The 22722-nt window shown below is 69.4% G+C and carries 21 protein-coding genes; 10 read left to right on the forward strand and 11 right to left on the reverse strand.

What is annotated here, in order from left to right; genetic code table 11:
* Nucleotides 1-278: 278 nt before the first annotated feature.
* On the forward strand, nt 279-842 hold the full coding sequence (locus ABOD76_RS02290; RefSeq protein WP_350241730.1) for a hypothetical protein: 564 nt from the start codon (nt 279-281) through the stop codon (nt 840-842).
* Between the two features lie 141 nt (nt 843-983).
* Here ABOD76_RS02290 and ABOD76_RS02295 read toward each other — a convergent pair whose 3' ends face one another.
* Both ABOD76_RS02295 and ABOD76_RS02300 read right to left on the reverse strand, forming a co-directional pair.
* The gene (locus tag ABOD76_RS02295; protein WP_350241732.1) at nt 984-1166 is read right to left on the reverse strand and encodes a hypothetical protein; all 183 of its coding nucleotides are present in this window, start codon (nt 1164-1166) and stop codon (nt 984-986) included.
* A 150-nt stretch (nt 1167-1316) separates the two neighbouring features.
* Nucleotides 1317-2078, reverse strand: coding sequence for a class I SAM-dependent methyltransferase (locus ABOD76_RS02300; RefSeq protein WP_350241734.1), 762 nt, complete (start codon nt 2076-2078; stop codon nt 1317-1319).
* Nucleotides 2079-2457: 379 nt separating this feature from the next.
* Here ABOD76_RS02300 and ABOD76_RS02305 point away from each other — a divergent pair, with 379 nt between their 5' ends.
* The 3 genes from ABOD76_RS02305 to ABOD76_RS02315 all read left to right on the forward strand — a co-directional run bounded on the left by ABOD76_RS02305 (nt 2458) and on the right by ABOD76_RS02315 (nt 4842).
* On the forward strand, nt 2458-3363 hold the full coding sequence (locus ABOD76_RS02305; RefSeq protein WP_350241091.1) for a LysR family transcriptional regulator: 906 nt from the start codon (nt 2458-2460) through the stop codon (nt 3361-3363).
* 163 nt (nt 3364-3526) lie between these two features.
* Nucleotides 3527-4519 carry an asparaginase gene (locus ABOD76_RS02310; RefSeq protein ID WP_350241093.1) on the forward strand — a complete coding sequence of 331 codons (993 nt, stop codon included), beginning with the start codon at nt 3527-3529 and terminating at the stop codon, nt 4517-4519.
* A gap of 92 nt (nt 4520-4611) precedes the next feature.
* Nucleotides 4612-4842 carry a PspC domain-containing protein gene (locus ABOD76_RS02315; protein ID WP_350241095.1) on the forward strand — a complete coding sequence of 77 codons (231 nt, stop codon included), beginning with the start codon at nt 4612-4614 and terminating at the stop codon, nt 4840-4842.
* 203 nt (nt 4843-5045) lie between these two features.
* Here the strand turns inward: ABOD76_RS02315 and ABOD76_RS02320 are convergent, their stop codons facing one another.
* The 6 genes from ABOD76_RS02320 to ABOD76_RS02345 all read right to left on the reverse strand — a co-directional run bounded on the left by ABOD76_RS02320 (nt 5046) and on the right by ABOD76_RS02345 (nt 11404).
* Entirely contained in the window at nt 5046-5834 is a 789-nt protein-coding gene (locus tag ABOD76_RS02320; RefSeq protein WP_350241096.1) for an SDR family NAD(P)-dependent oxidoreductase, read from the reverse strand.
* Between the two features lie 228 nt (nt 5835-6062).
* Nucleotides 6063-6896, reverse strand: coding sequence for an ROK family protein (locus ABOD76_RS02325; RefSeq protein ID WP_350241098.1), 834 nt, complete (start codon nt 6894-6896; stop codon nt 6063-6065).
* A gap of 126 nt (nt 6897-7022) precedes the next feature.
* Complete coding sequence (locus ABOD76_RS02330; RefSeq protein ID WP_350241099.1) at nt 7023-8006, reverse strand: Gfo/Idh/MocA family protein; 984 nt, start codon at nt 8004-8006, stop codon at nt 7023-7025.
* Between the two features lie 16 nt (nt 8007-8022).
* Nucleotides 8023-8883, reverse strand: coding sequence for an ABC transporter permease (locus ABOD76_RS02335; protein WP_350241100.1), 861 nt, complete (start codon nt 8881-8883; stop codon nt 8023-8025).
* A gap of 16 nt (nt 8884-8899) precedes the next feature.
* Nucleotides 8900-9820, reverse strand: a complete 921-nt coding sequence (locus ABOD76_RS02340; protein ID WP_350241101.1) for an ABC transporter permease — start codon at nt 9818-9820, stop codon at nt 8900-8902.
* Nucleotides 9821-9862: 42 nt separating this feature from the next.
* Nucleotides 9863-11404, reverse strand: coding sequence for an ABC transporter substrate-binding protein (locus tag ABOD76_RS02345; RefSeq protein ID WP_350241103.1), 1542 nt, complete (start codon nt 11402-11404; stop codon nt 9863-9865).
* A gap of 350 nt (nt 11405-11754) precedes the next feature.
* Here ABOD76_RS02345 and ABOD76_RS02350 point away from each other — a divergent pair, with 350 nt between their 5' ends.
* The 3 genes from ABOD76_RS02350 to ABOD76_RS02360 are packed head-to-tail and all read left to right on the forward strand — an operon-like array spanning nt 11755 to nt 14968.
* On the forward strand, nt 11755-12783 hold the full coding sequence (locus ABOD76_RS02350) for an ROK family protein (RefSeq protein ID WP_350241104.1): 1029 nt from the start codon (nt 11755-11757) through the stop codon (nt 12781-12783).
* A gap of 2 nt (nt 12784-12785) precedes the next feature.
* The gene (locus ABOD76_RS02355) at nt 12786-14222 is read left to right on the forward strand and encodes a M81 family metallopeptidase (protein ID WP_350241106.1); all 1437 of its coding nucleotides are present in this window, start codon (nt 12786-12788) and stop codon (nt 14220-14222) included.
* Nucleotides 14219-14968: a copper homeostasis protein CutC gene (locus tag ABOD76_RS02360; protein WP_350241107.1), complete on the forward strand. Its 750-nt coding sequence runs from the start codon at nt 14219-14221 to the stop codon at nt 14966-14968. The genes ABOD76_RS02355 and ABOD76_RS02360 overlap by 4 nt, the downstream gene beginning before the upstream one ends.
* Before the next feature lie 159 nt (nt 14969-15127).
* On the opposite strand, the gene ABOD76_RS02365 is transcribed toward ABOD76_RS02360, so the two are convergent.
* Nucleotides 15128-15529 carry a hypothetical protein gene (locus tag ABOD76_RS02365; RefSeq protein WP_350241108.1) on the reverse strand — a complete coding sequence of 134 codons (402 nt, stop codon included), beginning with the start codon at nt 15527-15529 and terminating at the stop codon, nt 15128-15130.
* 443 nt (nt 15530-15972) lie between these two features.
* Nucleotides 15973-17142 (reverse strand): hypothetical protein, encoded by a 1170-nt coding sequence (locus ABOD76_RS02370; protein WP_350241109.1) that lies wholly within the window; start codon nt 17140-17142, stop codon nt 15973-15975.
* A 563-nt stretch (nt 17143-17705) separates the two neighbouring features.
* On the opposite strand from ABOD76_RS02370, the gene ABOD76_RS02375 reads away from it, so the two are divergent.
* Both ABOD76_RS02375 and ABOD76_RS02380 read left to right on the forward strand, forming a co-directional pair.
* Complete coding sequence (locus ABOD76_RS02375) at nt 17706-17852, forward strand: hypothetical protein (RefSeq protein WP_350241111.1); 147 nt, start codon at nt 17706-17708, stop codon at nt 17850-17852.
* A gap of 1190 nt (nt 17853-19042) precedes the next feature.
* The gene (locus tag ABOD76_RS02380) at nt 19043-19705 is read left to right on the forward strand and encodes a carboxypeptidase-like regulatory domain-containing protein (protein WP_350241112.1); all 663 of its coding nucleotides are present in this window, start codon (nt 19043-19045) and stop codon (nt 19703-19705) included.
* A gap of 429 nt (nt 19706-20134) precedes the next feature.
* Here ABOD76_RS02380 and ABOD76_RS02385 read toward each other — a convergent pair whose 3' ends face one another.
* A complete protein-coding gene (locus ABOD76_RS02385; RefSeq protein ID WP_350241114.1) occupies nt 20135-21058 on the reverse strand; it encodes an SDR family NAD(P)-dependent oxidoreductase in 924 nt (307 codons plus the stop codon).
* Between the two features lie 97 nt (nt 21059-21155).
* Here ABOD76_RS02385 and ABOD76_RS02390 point away from each other — a divergent pair, with 97 nt between their 5' ends.
* A complete protein-coding gene (locus ABOD76_RS02390; RefSeq protein ID WP_350241116.1) occupies nt 21156-21761 on the forward strand; it encodes a TetR/AcrR family transcriptional regulator in 606 nt (201 codons plus the stop codon).
* Nucleotides 21762-22722 lie beyond the last annotated feature (961 nt).

Below are 22722 nucleotides of genomic sequence, written 5' to 3' on the forward strand. Positions count from 1 at the left end.
CGCGCCGGGCAGACCCGCTCCGGTTCAGGCAGGGTCAGCCGGTGTTCAGGGCGTCGCCGAACCCTGGACCCGGCTGCGGCCCGGCCAGGTCATCACCTCCCCTCCGGCAACCCGACGGAGGCCCCAGCCGGTGATCCCGGCAGAACGGGGCGTGCAGGGCCGCGGAGTGCAGCAGGATCATGATGAAGGCCAGGGCCAAGGTCTGGGACCCGTTCGAAGACGTCAGGATGGCAGCAGGGACACGGCGACGCACACTCGCCACCACAGGAGGCAACGACATGTCACGAAGAAAACGGATCGTTCTGGGGTTGATGGCGGCGCTGCAGACCGGCGCGCTCGCCGGGGGCGGCGGAGGTCCGCTGGACCCCCTGGCCCTGTTGCGCCGCGACAGCCGGGTCACGCAGCTGGAAGTGCAGGGAACCCACGCCACGGCCCAGCGCTGGCGTGTCCAGTGGAATGCGCCCGCGGCACTGGTGGACCTCACGTTCTCGAACGAGGCGGTCACGGCGGCCCAGGCCCAGCGTGTCCGCCAGATCACCGTGGCCCTTCAGGTGCCGGCCGCCCAGGGACTCACGCTCGGCCAGGTGCGTGCCCTGGATCAGGTGACCCGCACGCTGGCCACCGCCTGTCTGGGCCGGGAGGTGCCGGTGCTGACCGATGTGTTGCGTGGCCGGCTGAACCGGCCGCTGCCGACCTCCGGGCCGCTCCTGCGCCTGCCGGATGGCCTGCACATCGATGTGGAGCCGGGGGAGGCCGGGTCGCCCGGCCGCCCGTGGCTGCGGGTCACCGTGCCGCTGGGCGAGCAGCCGCCACGCTGTCAGATGCCCACAGGGCGCCATTGACGCTGCGTGAGGGTGCCGGGCCGACGCCCTCACCGTGCCCACCCCGGTGTGACAGCGGAGTGCCGAGATGCCCGCGCGTCCGGACCGGTTTCCGCAACCCGTTCCAGGCGCGTGCCGGCACGCCAGTGATCGGCGTTCGCCTCAGCCCGTCCGCGCCGGGAGCGTCTCCAGCGGGCGGTGCCCGACATGGGCATCCGGCAGCACGGTCACCGACGCTGCTGTTCCCCAGCGCGCCGGTCCGGATCGTCGGCCCAGCAGCGTCCGTCGGGCACGCCCGCCGCCCGGTCCGCTCTCCTCCGAGCGCCACAGCGCCTTACCGTTCATCCCCAGGGCTCCGTCTCATGGGTGGGTCTGGACGCCCCACCGCCGTTCCAACGCGGCTGAACGGTGCTCCACATCCCTTGTGCGGCGCGGTCCGCGGTTCTGGAGGTCCGCATCGTCAGAATGCGGACCCACGCGTTCCCTGTCCTGGCCTCAGCGGTCCCAGCGGGCGACCAGCATCGGGTCATGGTGCGCCTGAATCTGCCCCTGGGCATCGAATTCCAGCTGCATCGCCTCCCGCACGGCAGCGTCTGCATTCCGGGCGTGGGCCTGAAGCGCCTCGACCACGTCCGCGCTGCACCCGGACTGCTGCGTCCACCAGCCGAACTCCAGACGGTACGGCACGATCTGCTCCCCCGCCGGGCGAAACCCTGCCGCGGCCGTGAGCGCCCGCCACTCGTCGACGGTGCGCTGCCGGGCGTGCGACGGATCGCGGGTGCGTTGCCAGAAATCGACCCAGTCCTGCAGTTCGGCGCGGGGGGTGATCTGATCGGCCAGGACGAAGCGTCCGCCTGGCCGCAGCACCCGGTGAACCTCCTGCAGGAAGGCCGGCACGTCGCGGAAGTGGTGCGGGGCGTGGCGTGACGTCACCAGCGTGAAGCTCCCGTCGGCGAAGGGCAGCTGTTCCGCCGAGCCCGCCTGGAAGGACACGTTGGTCACGCCCTCCTGCGCAGCGCGCAGCCGCGCCTGGTCGAGCATCTTCGGGGACACATCAATGCCGGTGGCGTGGGCCACGTGCGGGGCCACGACCAGGGCGGTGTTCCCGGTGCCGGTGGCGACATCGAGGACCAGGTCGTCCGGCTTCAGGTCGGCGACCTTCAGCAGCACCGGCAGGCTGGGGCCGAACCGGTGGACAGCACTCGCGGCGTACTTCTCGGCGTGGGCATCGAACTGCGCCTGGCTGGATCTGGTCATGGGTGGATCCTTCCTGTCATCCGCCCGGTCGGGCGTCAAGGTCTTCGGGCCGGCGGCTGGATGTCCCTGGAAGGGCCATTTCGGCGGACATGAAACCGCAACGAGTGAGGGTGGAGGCTGCGTTCTGCAACTTGGTCACACGGATCCGCGCAACCGGTGGGACGGGCGGATTCAGCGGGTCCTGAAGCAGGCCCGTGGAAGTCGGGTCCGGGCGGATCGCGGTCCATGCTCCCGCGGGAGCGCGTGTGGCCCGAATGGATCTGGGCTGACCCTCCGCCTTCCCATCAATCCTCTTGTTCTGCCGTTCATGACAGCATTTTCAGCGTCAGTCCCTAGATAAGCAAATAGCTGTTCTGGATGTCTTGTATTACCCTGGCTTATGTCGCAGCTGGAATGGTATCGCAACTTCGTCGCGGTGTACCGGGCAGGCAGCGTCTCTGGCGCCGCCAAGATGCGGCACCTGACGCAACCCGCGGTGAGCCAGCAACTCGCTGCCCTGGAGGACGTGGTGGGCGTGCCGCTGTTCGTGCGGACGCCCCGGGGGGTGCAGCCCACCGCGCGCGGACAGGCGCTGTATCACCAGGTCTTTGACGCGCTGGATCAGCTGGAGCGGGTCTCGCGGGGGCTGCGTGGGCGGCCCGCGCCGGGCAGCTCGCCCACGGTACGGCTCGGGGCTCCGCCAGAGTATTTTCACGCCTTCGCGCTGGAACGCCTCGGGGGCGCGGACTTCAAGTTGATCGTGCACTTCGGTGAGGACCGCGAGCTGCTGTCCATGCTGGAGGTCGGGGCGCTGGACGTTGCGGTCACCACCCTCAAGCCCACCGCGAAGACGCTGCAGCACCGGCCGCTCGCGCACAAGCACTTCGCCCTGATCGGTCCCCCCAACTTGTCGCCCCCACCCATCACCCTGCCCCTCGCTGACCTGGCCGCCTGGCTGAACGCGCAGCCCTGGGTCAGTTACAGCCAGGAACTGCCGAACACCCGGCGCTTCTGGCAGCAACATCTGCGGGCCCGCTTCGAGGCCCGGCTGTCGGTCGTGGTGCCGGATCTGCGGTCGGTCCTGCGGGCGGTGGAGCTGGGCTACGGGCTGAGCATCGTGCCGGAGCTGCTGTGCCGCGAGTCCCTCGCGCAGGGGCGGGTGCAGGAGGTGTGGCCGGTGCGCGACCTGATTCACGGTGAACAGTGGCTGCTGTCGTTTCGCGTGGTGGACAGCGACCGCACTGAAGTGATCCAGGTGGGCGACGCCCTGACCGGGTGGGACGCGCCTGGGCCCCCCGGCGACTGAGCGCCTCCAGGTGGTGAAGGTGGCCGTGGCCCCTGTCCCCGGCTGCGCGCTCTGGCATCTCGTGTTGGGAGGTTGATGTCATTCCCGAGCATTTCCCTGGCAGGGCTGGTCCAGTCGCATGGAACGGTCTCCACGCGACCCGGATGGTGTTAGGCTGGCCGGCATGAGCACGCACGAAGCGGGCCGCGTCACCTTCACGCGCGGGGGACTGCCGGAGAGCCACCACGACATTCACGTTGCCGTTGTGGGGGTGGACGGTCAGCTTGTCGCGTCGTGCGGTCAGGCGGACCTCGTCACCTTCCCCCGGTCCAGCAGCAAACCGATTCAGGCGCTGCCGCTGGCGCTCGCCGTGCCGGACCTGCCGGACGACGAGCTGGCCGTGGCGTGCGCCAGTCACGCGGGCACGCCCGCACACCTCGCCGTGGTGCAGCGCCTGCTGGCCCGCTCCGGCAGCACCGCGTCGGACCTGCAGTGCGGAGCGCACCCGCCCTTCGACGCGGACGCGGCGGCCGAGCTGATTTGCCGCGGGGAGGCACCGACCGCGCTGCACCACAACTGCAGCGGCAAGCACGCCGGGATGCTGCTTGCCTGCGTTCAGCACGGGTGGTCCCGCGAAGGGTACACCTCGCCGGACCACCCGCTGCAGGTGGTCATCCGGGAAGCGCACGCGCGCGAGGCGGGCGTCCCGCTGGAGGCGGTGCGGGTCGGGACCGACGGGTGCAGCGTGCCCGCGTTCGCGCTGTCCCTGACCGCCGCCGCGCGGCTCTTCGCGCGCCTCGCGGCGCCGCAGGGCGAGCACGCCCAGGCGCTGCAGCGGGTGTTCCGGGCGATGGCGGCGCACCCGTTTCTGGTGGCGGGCCCGGGGCGGCTCGACACGACCCTGATGCCGCAGGTAGACGGCCTGGTCACCAAGATGGGCGCCGAGGGCTTCTACGGCCTGGCCGTGCGTGACACGCCGCACGGGCCGCTCGGGGTAGCAATCAAGGTGATGGACGGCGCGGAGCGCCCCCGGCCGTACGTGGCGCTGGCGGTTCTGGAGGCGCTGGGGGTGCCGGTGACCCCAGCCATGCAGGACCTCGCGCCGGGCACGCTGCGCAACTGGGCGGGGCGTGAGGTGGGGTCGGTGGAGGCCGAGCTGCACCTGCAGTTCGCCTGAGCGGGGCACGCGAAAGGCGTCCTGGGCATGGGGCGGGCCGGCTCCACCTTTAGGAGGACGACGCCCGGGCTCGGCCCTGGCATCCTGAGCCCATGAGTGACCAACCCTTCCCGGCCCCGATGTTCTCGCCGCAGCCCACCCTGACCCGCTCCCGCTCCCATCGCCTGGTGGCCGGCGTGCTCGCCGGGCTGCACCAGCATTACCGCGTGCCGCTGCCTTTGAGCGTGTTCCGGGCGCTCGTGGTGATCGTCAGTGTGATGACCGTTTTCCCCGGCCTTCTGGCGTACCTCCTGCTCTGGGTGCTGACCCCAGAAGGCGAGTAGTCCAGAGACCCGGCCAGAATGAGGCACGTTGTCCAGCGCAACGCACGCCTGTCCTGGTGGCTCATGTCATCTGCCGGTCGCCCGGAACGCTCAGGATCCTGCACTCGCAAGGCGCCGCGCCGCTCCTGAACCACCCGACGCCCCTGGGGCCGTGCCCGCACCGTGGAGACGGACCCCCGGGTTCGAGCCGCGGGCGGCCCGGTTCAGGTCACCACGTTGAGCCACCCGCCGTCCACGTAGTAGCTGGAGCCGACACAGTAGCTCGCCCGCGCGGAGCAGAGAAACACCATGAAATCCGCGATTTCCTCGGGCGACGCAAACCGGCCGATGGGGGCCTGTTCGCGGGCGATGGTGTCGAGCCACGATTCCCACCCGGCGTCCCCGGTCTGCCGTTTCGCCGCGTCTTCCCAGCTCTGGGTCCGCACCAGCCCGGCGTTCAGGGCATTGACCCGGATCCCGAAGGGAATCAGTTCGTTGGCCAGACATTTGGAGAACATGACCAGCGCGGCTTTGGTCACGTTGTAGATCGGTTCGTGGCCCAGCGGCTGTGTCGCGCAGATGGAGGCGTTGTTGAGGATCACGCCGCCGCCCCGCTCGCGCATCATGGGGGCCAGCGCCCGGGAGAGCCGGACGGCCGCCATCACATGCAGGTCCCAGTAGTGCTGCCACCGCTCGTCGGAGGCGTCCAGAATCGTCTCCTCGCTGCCGGTGCCGGCATTGTTGATGAGGATGTCCGCGCCGCCGTAGTTCCTGGAGATCGCCTCCACGACGCGGTCAACGTCGCTCCGGGTGCCCACGTCCGCCGGGACGGCCACCACGCGCACCCCGTGTCGCTGACGGACGGCCTCAGCGGCCTGCTCCAGCCGCTGCGAATCGCGGGCGCACAGCAGCAGGTCGCACCCCTCCGCGGCCAGACCGTGGGCGACCGCCAGCCCGATGCCGGCGCTCGCCCCGGTGATCACCGCAATGTTGCCGTTCATGCCAAGATCCATCGCTTCTGTCCTCCCTTCGTGCGTGTGCGGCCTCGTTGCCTGTGACGCCCGGCCGCGGACCGCTGGACACGGCGTGCCTGGACGCCTCTTCTCCTGCGCTCGGTCCAGACCCCGGCCCTTCCTGAGGCGTCCGCTGGTCCGCCGTGTGCTGGCGCCGCTCGCCGCACCTCAGCGACCCCAGGTTCCGCCAGACCGTGTGCCTTTGTTGTTCAGTGGAGCCGCGCCGCCTCACGCCAGCGACTGAAGGGCGCCCAGGATGCCGGCCTGCTGTCCGAGTTCGGCCACCCGGAGTTCCGGGACGTGCCATGCCCCCAGGCTGTCGGCCAGGGCGCGGCGCAGCGTGTCCAGGTACAGGTCGCCGTAGCCCAGCACCACACCGCCGCCCATGACGATGACCTGCGGGTCGAACAGCACGCAGGCATTGCCCAGCAGGGGGGCGAGGTCCTCGGCCGCCTGCCGCACGATCCGCACCAGGCCCGGATGGCCGTCCGCCGCCAGCTGGGCCAGTGTTTCGATCGGCAGGTCCGGATCGCCCAACAGCGCGCGGGCCGCGCGGGTGATCGCCGTGCCGGAGGCGGTCATGTCGATGCACCCGACCCGGCCACACGGGCAGCGCTGGTGACCTGAGCCGCCGGCGTGGCCGAGTTCCACCGACTGGCCGCGGTAGCCCTGGTACAGGCGCTGCTGGCTGACCAGCCCCGAGCCGATGCCGGTGCTGACAGTCACGTACAGGCTAGTGTGCGTGCCGCGCGCCGCGCCGAACTGGTGTTCGGCCAGCGCGGCCGCGTCCGCGTCGTTGAGCAGGGTGACGCGCCGACCGGGTCGGCGCAGCCGGTCGACCAGCGGCACGTCCTGTAGCTGCGGCAGCTGGGCGGCGAAGGTGGAGCCGCGCTGCAGGTCCACCCGGCCCGCCACGCAGATCCCGATGCCGTCGGCATCGCCCGCGAGCGCTTCGATGGCGGCGATGATCCCCTCGCTGGTGGCGGGCGTCGTCACGACCTGCAGCGACTCGGCCGTGCCCACTGCCAGTTTCGTGCCACCCAGGTCGACGCCGACGTTCATGAGCGACCTCCGGCGGAGTGGGAGGGCAGGCCGCGTGGAGGCGGCGCGCCTGGGCCACCGGCGTCCTCCCGGCTCGGCCGCGCCTGGGCACGGGTGCCTGCTGCCGCGGCGGTGGTCCGGTGCGGGCTACGCGTCATGACCGGTCCCGTGGTGGGGGTCCAGATGCATCCGCTGCTGGTCCGCGGCGGAACGGAACAGCGCGTCCAGCACCTGGGCCTGTCGCAGCGAGTGCGTCAGGGTCAGGGCCAGGGGCGCCTCGCCCTGCGCGGCGGCGGCGAAATGACGCACCATCCGCTCGTACGGGTTGACCGCGGCGAAGTGTTCGAGATGGTCGCCGACCGTCACGGTGGTCGGGCTGTTGATGCTGGAGAACGGGCGGGCCATGACCACGCGGGCCGCGCTGCCGGTGACGCTCAGCTGCTGGAACGGGGCGGCCTTCAGGCTGCAGGTGAGGGTGGCGGCCACGTCGCCCTGCAGGCCCAGCAGGCCGGTCGTGGTGACGTCTACCTCACCGAGGCGCGTCTGCTGGGCGTCCGCCCACACGGCCGGTCGGTCGAGCAGGAGCAGCAGGGCGCTGACTGCGTAGCACCCCAGGTCGAAGAGCGCCCCGCCGCCGTGCGCGCGGCTCCAGCGGAAGTCGTCGTCCTTGGCGAAGGTGGACAGGAACACGGCGCTGGCGGCCCGCAGATCGCCCAGCTGTCCGGACGTCACGACGTCCCGGACGTAATCGAACTGCGGGTGAAACGGGTGGATGAACGCCTCCATGACCTGGCGCTGCGTGCGCTGCTGAACAGCCAGCAGCTGGGCCACCTCCTGCGCGTTCATCGCGAGCGGCTTCTCGCACAGCACGTGTTTTCCCGCTTCGAGCGCCCGGATGCTCCACGGCACGTGCGCGTCGGTGGTCAGCGCGACGTACACCACGTCGATGTCCGGCGCGTCCACCAGCGCCTGGTAGTCCGGTTCGGTCCGGTCGAAGCCTTCGGCGTGCGCGTAGACTGCGGCCCGCTCGGTGTCGCGGGCCGCCACGGCGCGCAGCGTTTCCCCGGCGGCGCGCATGGCGGGCGCCAGGGTCCGGCCGATCTGGGACGCCCCCAGGAAGCCCCACCTCACCGGGCGCTCCCTGGGCTCACAGCCGCCCCCGGAACCGCGGGTCCAGACGGTCACGCAGGCCGTCGCCCAGCAGGTTGAGGCCCAGCACCGCGAAGGTGATGGCCAGCCCGGGGAACAGCGACAGGTGCGTCGCCACGCCGAGGTAATTGCGGCCCTCACTCATCATGGCGCCCCATTCGGCCGCCGGTGGCTGGACGCCCAGGCCCAGGAAGCTCAGGCCGGCGGCGGACAGGATCACCTCGCCGGCCGTCAGCGTCGCCTGCACCAGGATCGGGGCCAGGGCGTTGCGCAGGATGTGCGCGAACATGATCCGCGGGACGCTGGCGCCGAGCGAGAGGGCCGCTTCGGTGTACTGCAGTTCCTTCAACGACAGGGTCAGGCTGCGGGTTAGCCGGATATAGCCGGGAATCGCGAACACCGAGATGGCGATCAGCATGTTGATCAGGCTGGGCCCCAGCAGGCTGACGATCAGGATCGCCAGCACAATGCCCGGGAAGGCGTACAGCACGTCGGCGCACCACGTGATCGCCTGATCCACCGCGCCCCCGAAGTACCCGGCCACCACCCCCAGCGGCAGGCCGATCGCCAGCGCCAGGCTGACGCTCAGCGCCACTTCCAGCAGCGAGATGCGGGCGCCGTACACCACCCGGGTCAGCAGGTCGCGGCCGAACTCGTCGGTGCCGAACAGGTGCGCGGCGGACGGCAGCTGCAGGGCGTCGCCCAGGTTCTGCAGGTACGGATCGTAGGGGGTCAGCAGCGGCGCGGCGAGGCCCAGCAGCAGGACCACCAGGGTCATCACGGCCCCGATCGCCAGGTTCGGGTACCGCAGCAGCCTCAGCCGGCGGGGCGGCGACGCTCTCGTAGCAGCGCGTGTCATGGGTGTGGTCTCCTCCTTAGCTGAAGCGAATCCGTGGATCGATGGCGCTGAGCAGCAGGTCCACCAGCACGTTGATGCTGACCACGATCACCACCGTGAGCAGGGTCACGCCCTGAATCACGGCGTAGTCGCGGAAGCGCACCGCGTCCACCAGCAGCCGGCCGATCCCCGGCCAGTTGAAGACCGTCTCGGTGATGACCGCCCCGCCCAGCAGCCCGCCGAAGTTCAGGCCCACGATGGTGACGATGGGAATCAGGGCGTTGCGCAGGGTGTGGCGCAGGTACACCGCGCGGCTGCCCAGGCCCTTGGCGCGGGCGGTCCGCACGAAGTCCTGGTGGATGTTCTCCAGCATGCTGGCGCGGGTCATGCGGGCGATCAGCGCGGCCGGCAGCACCCCCAGCGTCACGCTCGGCAGGATGTAGCTCTTCCAGCTCTCGGCGCCGAGCAGCGGGAGCCACCCCAGGTCCACGGAGAAGAGCGTCAGGGCCATCAGCGCCAGCCAGAAGTTGGCGATCGACGCGCCGATGATCGCGAGGATCATCGCCAGGTGATCGAACAGGCTGCCGCGGTAGATGGCGGCGAAGATGCCGGTGGACAGGCCCACCAGCATCGCGAAGAGGTAACTGGTGAGCGCCAGGGCCGCGGTGTACGGCAGGCGCTCGGCGATGTCCTGCGTGACCGGCAGCTTCGAGTGCAGCGACTCGCCCAGATCGCCGCGCAGCGCGCCGCTGAGGAACACCTGGTACTGCACGAGGAACGGCCGGCCGAGGCCCAGGCGTTCGTGCATGTCGTTGACGGCTTCCTGGGTGGCCTGCGGCCCGGCCATCACGCGGGCCGGGTCGCCGGGCAGCAGCCGCACCGCGCTGAAGATCAGCAGCGACACGGCCAGCAGCATGATCGGCAGCATCGCCACCTTGCGGAACAGATACGTGGTCATCAGCCGGGCACCTCGGGACTGGGCTTAGGCGGCGCGGCGCGCTTACTTGCTCTTGGTGGCGTCCTCCAGCTGGATGCCGCCGCCGGGGAAGATCCACACGCCCTTGACGTTCGACTGCACGGCCGCGATGTCGTTCGGGTAGTACAGCAGCACGTGGGCGGCGTCCTGGGAGATGATCCGCTGCGCCTGCGCGTAGATGGTTTTGCGCTTGGCGCTGTCGGTTTCCGAGCTGCCCTGCGCCAGCAGCGCGTCGAGCTTGGGGTTGCTGTAGAAGCCCAGGTTGGCGCCGGCGGGCGACGCGCTGCTGGTGGCGTACAGCGGCGAGAGCTGCCCGTCGGCGTCGAGCGTGCCGGCGGACCACGACGCGAACGAGCTGTTGATGCCCGCCTTGGCCTTCTCCGCCGGCGTGCCGAACGCCGCCTGGCTCCACACGCCGCTTTCCATCTGCATGATCTTGAGGGTGATGCCCGCCTTGGCCCACATGCCCTGCAGCGCCTGCACGATGCTGGAGTCCGGTTCCTGCGACGCGACCGTGATGGTCACGCCGTCCTTGTACCCGGCGTCACTCAGCAGCTTCTTGGCCTTGGCGACGTCGTAGGGGTAGCCGGGCGCGCTGGGGTCGTAGCCGAAGTCGGCGGGGGCCAGCGGGGAGTTGGCGGGCGCGCCGTACCCGCGCAGCAGGGTGGCGACCAGGGCCTTCTGGTCGGTCGCGTAGTTGAGTGCCTGACGCACCCGCACGTCGGTCAGCGGCTTGAGCTTGGTGTTGAGGGACAGCCAGAACACCGACGCACCCTTGCCCTGCAGCAGTGTGACCTTGGGGTTGTTCTTGAGCACCTGGGTGAAGATCGGCGGCAGCGGATTCACCAGGTCGGCCTGTCCCGACTGGATGGCGAGGTTCATGACCGACGGCTCGCTGGTCCAGGTCCATTTCAGCGCCCCGATGGCCGGCCGTTTGCCCCAGTACTTGGGGTTGGCTTTTTCCAGCACGTACTCGCCGCTCTTCCACTCCACGAAGCTGTACGGCCCGGTGCCGACCGGCTGCCGGCCCAGCGTGCCTTTCTTGTCCGCCGCGGGACTGACGATGAACGCCGCGTCGCCGGCCAGCAGCCGCGGGAAGGCCGGGTACGGCTTCTTGAGCGTGAAGCGCACGGTGGTCGGGTTCACGGCCGTGACCTTGTCGATCACGCTGCGGAACCGGCCGCTGGCAGCCAGGCCGCGCTTCTCGTCGAGCTGCCGCTGGAAGGACGCGACCACCGCCGCCGCGTTGAACGGCGTGCCGTCCTGGAACTGCACGCCGGAGCGCAGCGTGAAGGTCCACTCGGTGCCGGCGGTGTTGACGCTCCACTTGGTGGCGAGCAGCGGTTCGATCTCCAGCGCCTTATTGAAGTGCGTCAGGCCCTCGTACATCGGCGCGAGGACGTTCCCGGTGAAGGTCGCGGTCTGGTCGGCCGGGTCCATGCTGCGGGGCGGCTCGGACTGCATGATGGTCAGCTGGTCGGCGTTCCCCTGGGCGAAGGCCGCGGCCGTCAGGCTCAGGCTGAGCAGGGCGGTCAGGACGGCGGTCGGGCGGCGTGGGTCGGTCATGATCTCTCCTTGTGCCCGGCAGTTGATGCGGGCCGGTGAACTTTATCGGATCGGCGCAACGGCGCTCGAGGGACCGTCCTCAAGCCGACTTGACGTATACAGTTAACTTAGTGAATTATGTTAGGTACATGGAGGCACAATGTCAACCCGGGTGAACGGCGCCCCTCCCGGCACGGAGGCCGGCGCCCCGACCGCGGCGTTCCCGGGCGCGCGCACCACCACCCAGGAACTGCTCGGCCTGCTGATCTCCCAGGGGCCGCAGAGCCGCTCGGCCCTGGCCGACACGCTGCACGTCAGCCGCGCCCGACGTCACGGACGTCAGCCGCGAGCTGCTGGACGCGGGGCTGATCGTGGAAACCCAGACCGCTCCGCAGCGCCGCCAGGGCAAAGGCCGGCCGTTCGTTCACCTGGCGGTCGACGCCCGCTACGGCGCGTGTCTGGGCATCAGCGTGACGGACAGCCGCGTGCACCTGCTGCTCACCGACCTGAGCGGCGCGGTGCAGGCGGAGCAGACGGTGCCGAGTGCCGTGGAACCGCAGGCGCTGGTGGACATCGTGCAGCGCAGCAGCACCCGGCTGCTGGACACCGCGGGCGTGCCGCGTCAGCGCCTGCTGAGCATCGGGCTGGCCCTGTCCGGCTTCGTCGACCGGGACCGCGGCGTGTGCCTGCACTCGGCCAACCTCGGCTGGCACGACGTCCCGATCGCGCAGCTGATCACGCAGGCGACCGGCCTGCCGACCGTCCTGGAGAACGACGCGAACGCCGCGGCCACCAGCGAGAAGCTCTTCGGGCTGGCGCGCGACACGCAGAACTTCACGCTGATCACGCTGGGCGCCAGCATCGGCTGCGCGCACTACGTCGGCGGGCAGCTGTACCGCGGCAGCCACGGCGGGGCCGGCGAGATCGCGCACAGCACCGTCGACCTGGGCGGGCAGGTGTGCCTGTGCGGCAAGCGCGGCTGCCTGGACACCGTGGCGTCCCGGGCCGCGCTGCTGGAAGCCGCGGCCGAGGCCGGCCTGCAGGTCGGGTCCGTCGGGGAGCTGGAACGGGCCGCGAGCCACGGGGACGCCCGGGCCCAGGCCATCCTGCGCCGCGGCGGTCAGGTGCTGGGGCTGGTGATCGCCAACATCGTCCAGAGCAACGAACCGGAACTGGTGCTGATCGCCGACCCGTCCGGCTTCGGGCAGGGCCTGTTCCTGACCACCCTGCGCCACACCATCGAAAACAACATCCTGCCGCGCTTCCTGAGAACCACCCGGATCGAAGTGCACGCCGTCCCGGACGGATTCTGGGCCCGGGGCGCGGCCAGCATCGCCACCCACCAGTTTCTCAGCAGCTACGCGCCTGACCACACCCGGCCTGCCGGAGAGGGAGACTAACCATGCGGATTGCCGTCGGCGGGATTCACACCGAGTGCAGCACCTACAACCCGGTCCTCGCCGGAGCCGACCAGTTCACGGTCGTGCGGGGCAGTGAACTGCTGGCGCACCCGAACTTCCAGTTCCTGCAGGCCTTCCCGGGGGAGGTGCGGCCGGTGCTGCACGCCCGCGCCATTCCCGGCGGCCCGGTCGAGCACGCCACCTATCAGGCGTTCAAGGCGGAGTTTCTGGACGGGCTGCGCGCGGCCCTGCCGCTGGACGGCGTGTATCTCGCGATGCACGGCGCGCTGTTCGTGGACGGGCTGCTCGACGCGGAGGGCGACTGGATCTCCGCCACGCGGGCCGTGGTGGGCGAGGACTGCCTGATCTCCGCGAGTTACGACCTGCACGGCAACGTCAGCCAGCGGATCGTTGATCAGCTCGACCTGTTCACCGCCTACCGCACCGCGCCGCACATCGACGTGATCGAGACGCAGCGGCGGGCCTTCGAGCTGCTGGTCGGGAGCCTGCAGCAGCAGCGGCGTCCCGGCGTGGTGTGGGTGCCGGTGCCGGTGCTGCTGCCCGGCGAGCGGACCAGCACCGAGGACCAGCCGGCCGCCGGGCTGTACGCCGATCTGGACGCGCTGAGCGCCCAGCCCGGCGTGCTGGACGTCTCGCTGCTGGTCGGGTACGTCTGGGCCGACGAGCCGCGCGCGACCGCCAGCGTGGTGGTCACCGGCATGGACCGCGGCGAGATGGAGCGGCTGGCCAGTCAGGTGGCGCAGCGCTACTGGGACGCCCGGAACGACTTCAGCTTCGGATCGCAGTCAGGCAGCATCACCGAGTGTGTGCGCTGGGCCGCCGAGAGCCGCACCCAGCCGGTCATTCTCGCCGACTCCGGCGACAACCCCACCGGCGGCGGCGTGGGCGACCGGGCCGACGTGCTGCGCGAGGTGCTGGCGCAGGGCCTCACGGGCGTCGTGGTGGCGGCCATCACCGACGAGGCGGCCGTGGACCGCTGCTTCGCGGCGGGGGTCGGCGCCGAAGTGACCCTCAGGGTCGGCGGAACCCTGGACCCCAGCAGCGTCCCGGTGGACGTTCACGGCACCGTGCAGCACCTGTGCGGCGTGGGACCGGACCGGGAGGCGGTGGTGCAGGGCGCGGGGGTGCAGCTGGCCCTGGCCGCCCGCCGACGCCCGTACCACAACCTGAGCGACTTTCAGCGGCTGCAGCTGCAGCCTGAGGACGCGCGGGTCATCGTGGTGAAGTCCGGCTACCTGTCCCCGGAGCTCGCCCCGCTCGCCAACCCCAGCCTGCTGGCCCTCTCCCCCGGCGTGGTGGATCAGGACATCCCCCGCCTGAAGAGAACGCAGACGCAGCGGCCCACCTTTCCGTTCAACGCGGACTTCGAGTGGGCGCCGGCGCCCCGACCCTCGGCGCGGATGGACCGCCAGCCGTGACGGCGCCCGGTCCCGTGACCGAGGTGTGCGTGGAGGGCATCGACGCCGTGCAGGCCGCTCAGGACGGCGGAGCTGACCGGGTCGAGCTGTGTGCCGCGCTCTCGGAGGGCGGCCTGACGCCCAGCCTGGGCACGGTGCGCGGCGCGCTCGCGGTGGCGCGCGTGCCGGTGCACGTGATCGTCCGGCCGCGCGGCGGCGACTTCGTGTACAGCGACGCGGAATTCCGCTCGATGCTCGAGGACGTGCAGGTGCTGAAAGAAGCGGGCGTTCAGGGGGTGGTGATCGGCTGTCTGACGGCAGACGCGCGGATCGACGGGCCGCGCACGCGGGCCCTGGTCGCCCAGGCGGGCCCGCTGAGCGTCACCTTCCACCGCGCCTTCGATGTGACGGTCGACCCCCGGCAGGCGCTGGAGGAACTGATCCGCTGCGGCGTCCAGCGGGTGTTGACCAGCGGGCAGGAAGAGACGGCGATTGAGGGCGTGCCGGTGCTCCGCGCCCTGCTGCAGCAGGCGGCCGGGCGCATCACCGTCCTCGGGTGCGGGCGCATCCGTCCCGACTCGGTGAGCGAACTGCTGCGGCAGGTGCCACTCCCGGAAATTCATTTCTCGGCGCAGCGGCCGCTGGCCAGCACGGCCGCGCCCGGCCGGCTGCAGTTCGGCAGCGCCGCCGCGCCCCTGACCACCAGCGCAGCCCAGGTGGCGGCGACCATTCGCGCCGCGCGGTCCGCCTGGATGACGCACAACTGAGTCCAGGGAGGGCCGCCCAGGTGGAGCGGTGCAATCCGGCGCCCGGCGGCGTCACCCCAGCGAACTTCGGTCCACTCCGCACTTCAGGAGCTTCCGGGACGGGTGGACGTCGACCACCACCCCTCGCGTGCGCTGAATCAGGTGCGGTCGGCCGCCTCATCAGTTCACGTCGACAAGTTCGAAGTGCGCTTGTCCTGCCGCCTCGGTGGACCCGTCGGTTCCAATTTGCTCCCAGGAACCGGCCAGGACTTTGCCGTCACGTGACAGCAGCATGCGGTGCTGCCCACTCTCCAGATTCACGGTGGCGAGAATTTTTCCGTCATACGCGTGGAACAGCACCGGGCCGACCAGCGTGACGTCGGTTCGGTTGAGCTCGTACGCCTGGCCGAAGGAACCGTCAGAGGATTCACGCATCTTCAGGCGCCACGAGTGCGGGGGTGCGGCATCCCGGGGGACAAGGGCTCCCTGCCAGAGTTCCACACGGTCCTGGCCGGGGGCGGGCTGGCTCGCACATGCTGAGAGGAGAAGGCCGACGAACACGGGAAGCTTGAGTGAACGCATGACGGCACGGTGGGGGTTTGCCTGTGACCCGGGCATGACACGGCAGATCCAGAAGCCTCCTGGAGGAACGCAGGGTCCGGCTGCTGCACGGGGCCGAAGGTCCGCAGTCCACCCGTGTTAAGCCGTTCATGCCGCGCTGCACAGGCCTGCACCGGGCATTCCCTACCTTGATCGGTCCTGCGTCCGGATCGCCTGGCGGCATCTGCTGCCTCGCCCTTGAATATGACCCGCTGGTCCCACCCAGGTCTGAAACGCGACCATTGAGCAGAAGCGTGAAGCCGGGGCGGCGCCCCAGCTTCACGCTTGTGATGTTGATCGGCGGGCGGACACCCCGCGTGGCCCGGCGAGTGGTGCGGCGGAACCGCAGGGCACCCGGGAAGACGACGTCGTGAACTGGCTCAACCCCCGCTTCCCACCGCCCACCACGGCGCTGACCGCTGGATTCAGTCCTGCAGCAGAAGCCTGAGGAAGTCGAGTTTGTTGGCGGAGGCGATGACATCCGGCGAGATGCCTGAAAACACGGCGCTCGCGTTGTGATGCGCGCCCAGGCCAGACCGGCCGATCACCACGGTGCCTGTGGACACCTCATTTCTGGTGTTCTGAACAGGGGCGGTGTACAGCCCGGTGATCAGTTCCCCTTGCTGCGGTGAGAACGCCGCCCGCTGGCTTTGCCCACCGGTGATGCTCAGCGCGCCCACCTGTTGAGCCTTGCCAGGGAGCGGTGTGGCGGTGTACGCGTCCCGCGCGTAAGCGCCGTTGTATCCGCCCGCGCCGAACAGGTCACGCAGGAACGCCTTGTGCTTCTGCAGGGACGCGTCGTCGTTCGGCTGATCCTCCGTGGTCTGGAAGACGTTCGCTGCGCCCGGCAGGTTCAGCACCAGTGCCGGAGAGAGCAGAATCATTTTCCGGCCGCCCTCGTCGAGGTACGCGCGGATGTTGTCGAGGTCACTGACGATGGGATGCTGGTAACTCTGGTCGCCGGTGTACCACACCACGCCGGAGTACCGCTTCAACACGTCCGCGCTGGGGCCGGCGATCGCCGCCGTGTTGCTCATGTCCGCGTTCTTGACGGCGTACACATCGAACCCCTTGCCGTCCAACGCGGACTTCATCAGAACGTCGAGTTCCGAGGCCGGCACGTTGGGGTCAGGGCGATGGTCGGCGGTGACGGCCCAGTTGTTGGCGCTGCGGTCCGCATCCACCAGCAGCCACTTTTCGACCTTGACCTGGACCCCGATGGTCTTGGTGATGGCGCCGTTGGTCCCACGGACGCTCAGCGGGTAGGTGCCGGCCGGCACGTTGGTCCCAACGGTCAGCTTCAGGCTGCTCGCCCCACTGCTCTGCGCGCCGAACACCCCGCTGATCGTGTCGGCGGTCGCGCCGGCCATGCTCCCCTCCAGGGTGAGGTTGACCGTGCCGCCAGGACGGCTGGGCCGGGCAATGCGGACGCTGGTGGTGCCGCTCTGGCCCGGCGCGATGCTCAGCGCGTCGGGTTGAGCCGTGAGCGTGAAGTCGGGGTCGCCGCCGGGCGGGTCAATGGACCCGATGGAGCAGCTGGCCAGGGAGGCCGTGAGGATGAGGAGGCCGAGGGCGGTCCAGGGTTGTTTATGCATGCTTCCCTCCGAAAGGCGAAGTGCCCCGAAGGTACGGATGACCGGGTGACCTGGGGATGACACCCACACGGCGACGCAGGTCAGCGGGAATCTGGACGGGCCTTGGCCGCGAGCGGCCCAGCGTCCGACGGTGCCTCCAAAGCTGTCGCCAACGGCGACACACGCACGTGCGAACCGCTCGCTCCGCGCTTTGCTCTGGCACGTCTGGACGGCGGCCGCCCGATGATTCGTGCTGTTTCAAGCTCCGGCAGCGACCGGGGCACTCTGGTCAGGACGGATGCGAGGGGTACCACACCCCTGCCCAGCCTGCACGTGGACAGCACGAAGCGGGCAACAGGCCGTCAAACTGCACGAACCCACATCCGGTCCCTGGTCCCGGGTGGACCAAGCGTGGTGGAGCCACGGCCGTGCGGGCGGTCCTGGCCCGAAGGACGCCCAGGCGTGGGGCCCTGGAGCTGATCGGCCACGGCCGCGGACTGCCGGGACTTCCGGGTGCGCTGCGGTACCTGCCGGCCGCGCGGGTTCCCGTCTTGAAGCGCGTGGCCCGGTGTTACCCTTGACGGATGATGTACGTGTGGATCGCTCTCGCCACAACCGCGTTCATTGTTGGGGTTTCGCTGGTCATCATTCGTTTCGCCGACCCCAAGGGCGCGAGCGAACCGTCTGAATCCAGCCCAGTGGACCTGTCGCAACCGGGCGATTGGGAGTGATCCAGCAGCGGGTCCTTTCCATTGAGCTTCCAGGACGGTAGACGCACCATGACCTGCAGTGGGGCGTCCGCGACGCACTGGGCGCACAGGGTGGCGGGCAGAGCCCGGGACCAGGGCCCAAGCCTGCCCAGCTGAGTGCCTTGCACGCCCTCACCCGAGCCGCTGGCGAGGAAAGCTGCTCCGGCTCGCGAATCGCAGCGCTTCGTGCTCGGGTCACTGGAGCCAGGGCAGTACGGCGGTGCACATGGCGAAGGTGCCGGCCGCAGGCGAGCACCTCCCCTGGTGCATGCTGTGCGTCTTCAGCTCAGAAGAACAGGCAGTCGCAGGCGAGCCACGGGCAGCCGCCAGCGTGTCCGGTGCGGCGCCTCGCTGTGTCCTCGTCCTTTCTGCCGGGTCCGGCGGACCGGGCACCAGGGGCTCTCGAAAGAGGCGGACTGTCGACCGCTCCCAGGCGGTCACGTGCGGCCCTGCAGCTGATCATCGCGCGGCTCCTGTTTCACCTGGTCTGGTGACCCCTGATGCGCGGGCCTCTGTCACCACATCAGGTGGGTTCAGCCAGCGTCCGGTGGATCATGGAACGCTCGCGCCTGGACGGCTTCCTGCTCACGGTTGATCCATTGAGCAGAGCGTCCGTCATGGTGCGCGCGTTGTCGCGCCGCACCACGGCGGCCAGGGAGCTGGACCCACGTGCTGCGGTCATCCGGTGATCACGATCGGATATGGCCCACGACAACCCACGCCGCCCGGGCATCCCCATCCCGTGCGGGGGCCGCGTGCCGCGTCCTGGGCGGTGGAGGTGTTGAGCTGGTCCAGCGTCCAGCCGGTGGCGCTCGTTCAATGGCTCCGGTGGTGAGCTGGCCCTCGGCAGTTGGGCGAACGTCGGGCAGGGGGATCGATTCTTCGTTCCGCTTGGTACAGCGTTCGTCCCGGCAGACCCACCGGGCGTCATGGGCCGGTCACCATCTGCTCTCTAGCGTGTCGTCAGCGGCGGATGCATCAGCCAGTGGGGCGAAGCATCCCAGCAGCCAGAAAGCTCCTGGAAAGGATTCATCATGAGAACCACAAAAGCATGTGCAAGCTTCCTGCTGATTTCGTCGGTGTTGAGCGCCTGTGGGACGTCGGCCTCAGGAGGGACGCCCGGCGGCGGAACGGTCGGTGGCGGACCCGGCGGGAAGCCGCAACCGTACTCCGTGACGGGCCAGGCGCTGGACGCTCTCGGCAGCCCCGTTCAGGGAGCGACGGTGGAGGTGCGCAGTTACGCGTACGGTTCTACCTACAAGGTCCGAACCGATGACACCGGTCACTACGCCATGAAGGTTCCGCCCGGCTCGTGGATCGTGTACGGGTATCACGATGTCCAGTACGACGGCAGAACCTACTGCCTGTCCCTGAAGCCGGACAACTTTAAAGGATTCTCGGCCGAGGAGGGTGCCATCCGGAACCTCGCGCTGGCCATCCAGGGACCGAATGTCCGTGATGACGGCAGCCCGTACGGCGGGAAGCTGGACATCACGGCCAGGGGGTACGCGCCAGGTCAATACACGGCCACGTTCGTGCTGGAGCCGCAAGGTCCCCTGATGGATGGAAGCACCGGTCAGCCGCTGACGTTCAAGGGCCTGGTGAACATCGGTCAATACGGAACTTCCAGCTTTCTGATCCGCGACATCCCCCTCGGGAAGTACTCGGTGAGGGTGACGATCGCCGGAGCGGACGGCATCGACCGACCTGCGGTCGTGCAGAACGACAACGACAGCCCGTACCGGCGCACCAACGTGATCGCCTTTGATGGAGGGTTCCTCACCTGTGCCGAGGAGTTCTGGTCGAACATCGATGTCCTGCCCTCCGCAGAATAAAGAACTGCCGCGCCGGTGAGCACGCTGGGTCCATCGTGCGCCGGTTGCTGCCAGGGCCAGCCTCGGCGGTCCGCCCGTGTTCGTCGGTGTGGTGGGTGATGGTTGGCCCCGGAGGTACGGTCACCCATCCCCGTGTTCACCGCATGGAGCTGGGGGCACCGTGAACCGCGGCCAGACATACCGCCCGGCTGGATCGGCGCTGGCGTGCGCCACGTTGATCCAGCCGGGGCTGCCGGCCCTTGGGTCCGCGATCATCCCAGCGATACGCGTTCCTTCACAGGGGCTTGGCAGATCCGGAGGGGCTGCGAGGGCCCCTGCCACACCGGACGGGTTGGCTCGCAGGCGAAACGACGCTCAGTTCTGACGTGGGGCACCGGGGCCGTCCGGTGCCCCACCTGCTGGACAGGGAGGACATCACCACGCGTGGGCTCAGCGCGAGGGGCGGAGGAGGTGGGTGGCGACGTCCCAGAGGCGGCGGGCGTTCTCGGCGTCCAGCGCGTACGGGGCGACGCCGGTGTAGTCGGCTGGACGCGCCTTCACCACCTCGGCTTCGTTGAGGTCCTCGAAGTATCGTCCGCCCACGCCGTCCAGCAGCGGTGAGGCGGCCAGCAGGACCGTGGTGGCCGCGCCCTGCTCCACCGTCTTCTGCCGTTCTATGGGCGTCCTGAGCCCCCCGGTGTGCCGCTGCAGGTTGGTGGCGATTGCGCCGGGATTCAGCGCGTTGGCGGTGATGCCGTCATCCGCCCAGCGTCGGGTCGCTTCGACCGCGAGCAGGATGTCGGCCGTCTTGGACTGTCCGTACGCGGTCCAGGGATCGTAGGGGCGGAAGTGGTAGTGCAGATCGTCGAACACCACCGGTGAGAACAGGTGCCCACTGGAGGCCACAGAGACGATGCGCGCGCCGTCTGCGGCGGCGAGCCGGTCATGCAGGCCCAGGGTCAGGGCGAAGTGCCCGAGGTAGTTGGTGGCGAACTGCAGTTCCCAGCCTTCAGGACTCCGCTCGAGTTCGGGGAGGGCCATGATGCCGGCGTTATTCACCAGGATGTGCAGCGGGCCGGTCCAGGCCGCTGTGAAGGCGTGGATGGACGCCGGGCTGGCCAGGTCGAGCGGGGCCACGTGCACGTGGGGATTGCTGGTGGTGGCGATGATGCGATCGGCGACGGCCTGACCGGCAGCCGTGTTGCGGACGGCGAGGGTCACGTCGGCGCCGACGCTGGCCAGGGCACGCGCCGTTTCAATGCCGATGCCGGAGGCGGCGCCGGTGACGATGGCACGCCTCGCGCTGAGGTCAACGCCCTGCAGCACGTCGTCGGTGGTGCTGTGAACGCCGTAGGGGGAACGGATGCGTTTCATGGACGGCTCCTTTGCTACACTCTGCTAAGCGGAGGCATCTCCGCTCTGATATTAGAATAACGGAGGCACCTCCGTTATTCAAGGGGACCAGCCTGCCATGACCGAGACGCGCCCACCCCGCACCAAACGACAGGACGCCCAGCGAAACCGCGACACCATCCTGGCCGCCGCTGTCGACGCCTTTTCCCAGACCGGCCTGGACGCCTCCCTCGAAGCGATCGCCCGGCAGGCCGGCGTCGGGATCGGCACCCTGTACCGCCACTTCCCCACCCGCGAAACACTGGCCATCGCCGCCTACCAGCACGAAGTCGAGCAGCTGTGCGAAAAAGCAGCGGAACTGCACGCCGCCCTGCCTCCCGACCAGGCGCTCCGGGAATGGATGGGCCGCTTTGTCGGGTACGTCGCCGCCAAACGCGGCATGGCGCCCATCCTCCGCACGGTCCTGTCCCCAGACGACCAGTACTTCACGGACCTGCGGACGCAGATCCACGCTGCCCTGGCGCAGCTGCTGCACCACGCCATCCAGGCAGGGCTGATCCGTCCAGACGCCAACGCCCCGGACGTGATGCAGGCCATGAGCGGCGTGTGGCTGGTCAGCGCGGAACGCGAATGGCGCGGTCAGGCCGAACGGCTGCTCGACCTGCTGATGGACGGGCTGCGATACGGCGCTGCCCACCCGCCGTCCGCCAGCACCTCGCCTTGATCTCCACCCGCCCACCGCTCCCTGTCGATCCCGATCAGCGCCACAGCTTCTGAAGGGCGCCGTGAACAAGGGGCGGCAGGACGGCGCCACCTCCCGGAACACCGCTTCCGACCACAGCCGCTCACCACACATGTGCAGCCGTCACCTCACTCCTCCGCCGCACGTGCGTACCGGCGCCATACAGCGCATTGAAGATCAAGAGGACCGAGCCAGGCGCCGACCTGGCCTCCTGACACCACCGGTCCGGTTGACTTCGCTGGGCGGACTTCGAATAGGCCGCCGGAACGCCGTGGCCTGCGAGGCAGCGTCCAGCCCAACGCCTGACCCGTCCCGGTGCCCGGGGCTCAACACGCGATGGGGGCAGTCCGGTCGCGTCCAGTAGCTGAGCTTCCTGGCTGAATCGTGGGTGCGCCTAACGATGATACGACCCCGCAACGACACGAAATTCTCCCATCCCACCGGACGACCGAGCGCTGACCAAAGCCGTGATGCAGCAGATTTTCTTGAATCAGATGCGCGGGGCCAGCAGAATTCGTCCACGCAGGTGACCGGCCCGGTGCCCAGCTGATACGGCTGCCAGGGATCAGGTCATGTAAACCTTCCCTGGGCTGCATTCGGACTCCGAACGTGATTTCTGGATGTCGGAGGTGTTCGCCTGGGGCACCTGAGGTCCAACACGGAGTCCAGAGCTCAAGCACCTGAACGTCGGACCGCGACACACAGAGGTTCCCCAGAGCAGACCCATGCGCCTCAGAACCTCTGGGCGTGCACTGCCCGCAGGACGAGTCACAGGGACGCCGCTTCGGTCGCGGTCCGACTCACGTTGGCCCCTTTTCGGTCCTTCGACGGTGCCGGGAGCGTGCCATGACCTGGTGGAAGAGCTGCTCCAGGTCCACGTTGGCAAACGAAACGAGCGTTCGCGCGAGCTGTCATCGCCCGATCACTTGACGCCACCTACGGT

The organism is Deinococcus sonorensis KR-87 (assembly GCF_040256395.1).
In the GTDB taxonomy this organism is placed as follows: domain Bacteria; phylum Deinococcota; class Deinococci; order Deinococcales; family Deinococcaceae; genus Deinococcus; species Deinococcus sonorensis.

Bases quoted from the DNA above. Each gene is read 5' to 3' on its own strand.
- ABOD76_RS02345 (WP_350241103.1), bottom strand. From the start codon at position 11,404: ATGACCGACCCACGCCGCCCGACCGCCGTCCTGACCGCCCTGCTCAGC.
- ABOD76_RS02375 (WP_350241111.1), top strand. From the start codon at position 17,706: ATGATGTACGTGTGGATCGCTCTCGCCACAACCGCGTTCATTGTTGGG.
- ABOD76_RS02325 (WP_350241098.1), bottom strand. From the start codon at position 6,896: ATGAACGTCGGCGTCGACCTGGGTGGCACGAAACTGGCAGTGGGCACG.
- ABOD76_RS02370 (WP_350241109.1), bottom strand. From the start codon at position 17,142: ATGCATAAACAACCCTGGACCGCCCTCGGCCTCCTCATCCTCACGGCC.
- ABOD76_RS02365 (WP_350241108.1), bottom strand. From the start codon at position 15,529: ATGCGTTCACTCAAGCTTCCCGTGTTCGTCGGCCTTCTCCTCTCAGCA.
- ABOD76_RS02320 (WP_350241096.1), bottom strand. From the start codon at position 5,834: ATGGATCTTGGCATGAACGGCAACATTGCGGTGATCACCGGGGCGAGC.
- ABOD76_RS02340 (WP_350241101.1), bottom strand. From the start codon at position 9,820: ATGACCACGTATCTGTTCCGCAAGGTGGCGATGCTGCCGATCATGCTG.
- ABOD76_RS02355 (WP_350241106.1), top strand. From the start codon at position 12,786: ATGCGGATTGCCGTCGGCGGGATTCACACCGAGTGCAGCACCTACAAC.
- ABOD76_RS02315 (WP_350241095.1), top strand. From the start codon at position 4,612: ATGAGTGACCAACCCTTCCCGGCCCCGATGTTCTCGCCGCAGCCCACC.
- ABOD76_RS02390 (WP_350241116.1), top strand. From the start codon at position 21,156: ATGACCGAGACGCGCCCACCCCGCACCAAACGACAGGACGCCCAGCGA.
- ABOD76_RS02290 (WP_350241730.1), top strand. From the start codon at position 279: ATGTCACGAAGAAAACGGATCGTTCTGGGGTTGATGGCGGCGCTGCAG.
- ABOD76_RS02385 (WP_350241114.1), bottom strand. From the start codon at position 21,058: ATGAAACGCATCCGTTCCCCCTACGGCGTTCACAGCACCACCGACGAC.
- ABOD76_RS02310 (WP_350241093.1), top strand. From the start codon at position 3,527: ATGAGCACGCACGAAGCGGGCCGCGTCACCTTCACGCGCGGGGGACTG.
- ABOD76_RS02300 (WP_350241734.1), bottom strand. From the start codon at position 2,078: ATGACCAGATCCAGCCAGGCGCAGTTCGATGCCCACGCCGAGAAGTAC.
- ABOD76_RS02305 (WP_350241091.1), top strand. From the start codon at position 2,458: ATGTCGCAGCTGGAATGGTATCGCAACTTCGTCGCGGTGTACCGGGCA.
- ABOD76_RS02335 (WP_350241100.1), bottom strand. From the start codon at position 8,883: ATGACACGCGCTGCTACGAGAGCGTCGCCGCCCCGCCGGCTGAGGCTG.
- ABOD76_RS02295 (WP_350241732.1), bottom strand. From the start codon at position 1,166: ATGAACGGTAAGGCGCTGTGGCGCTCGGAGGAGAGCGGACCGGGCGGC.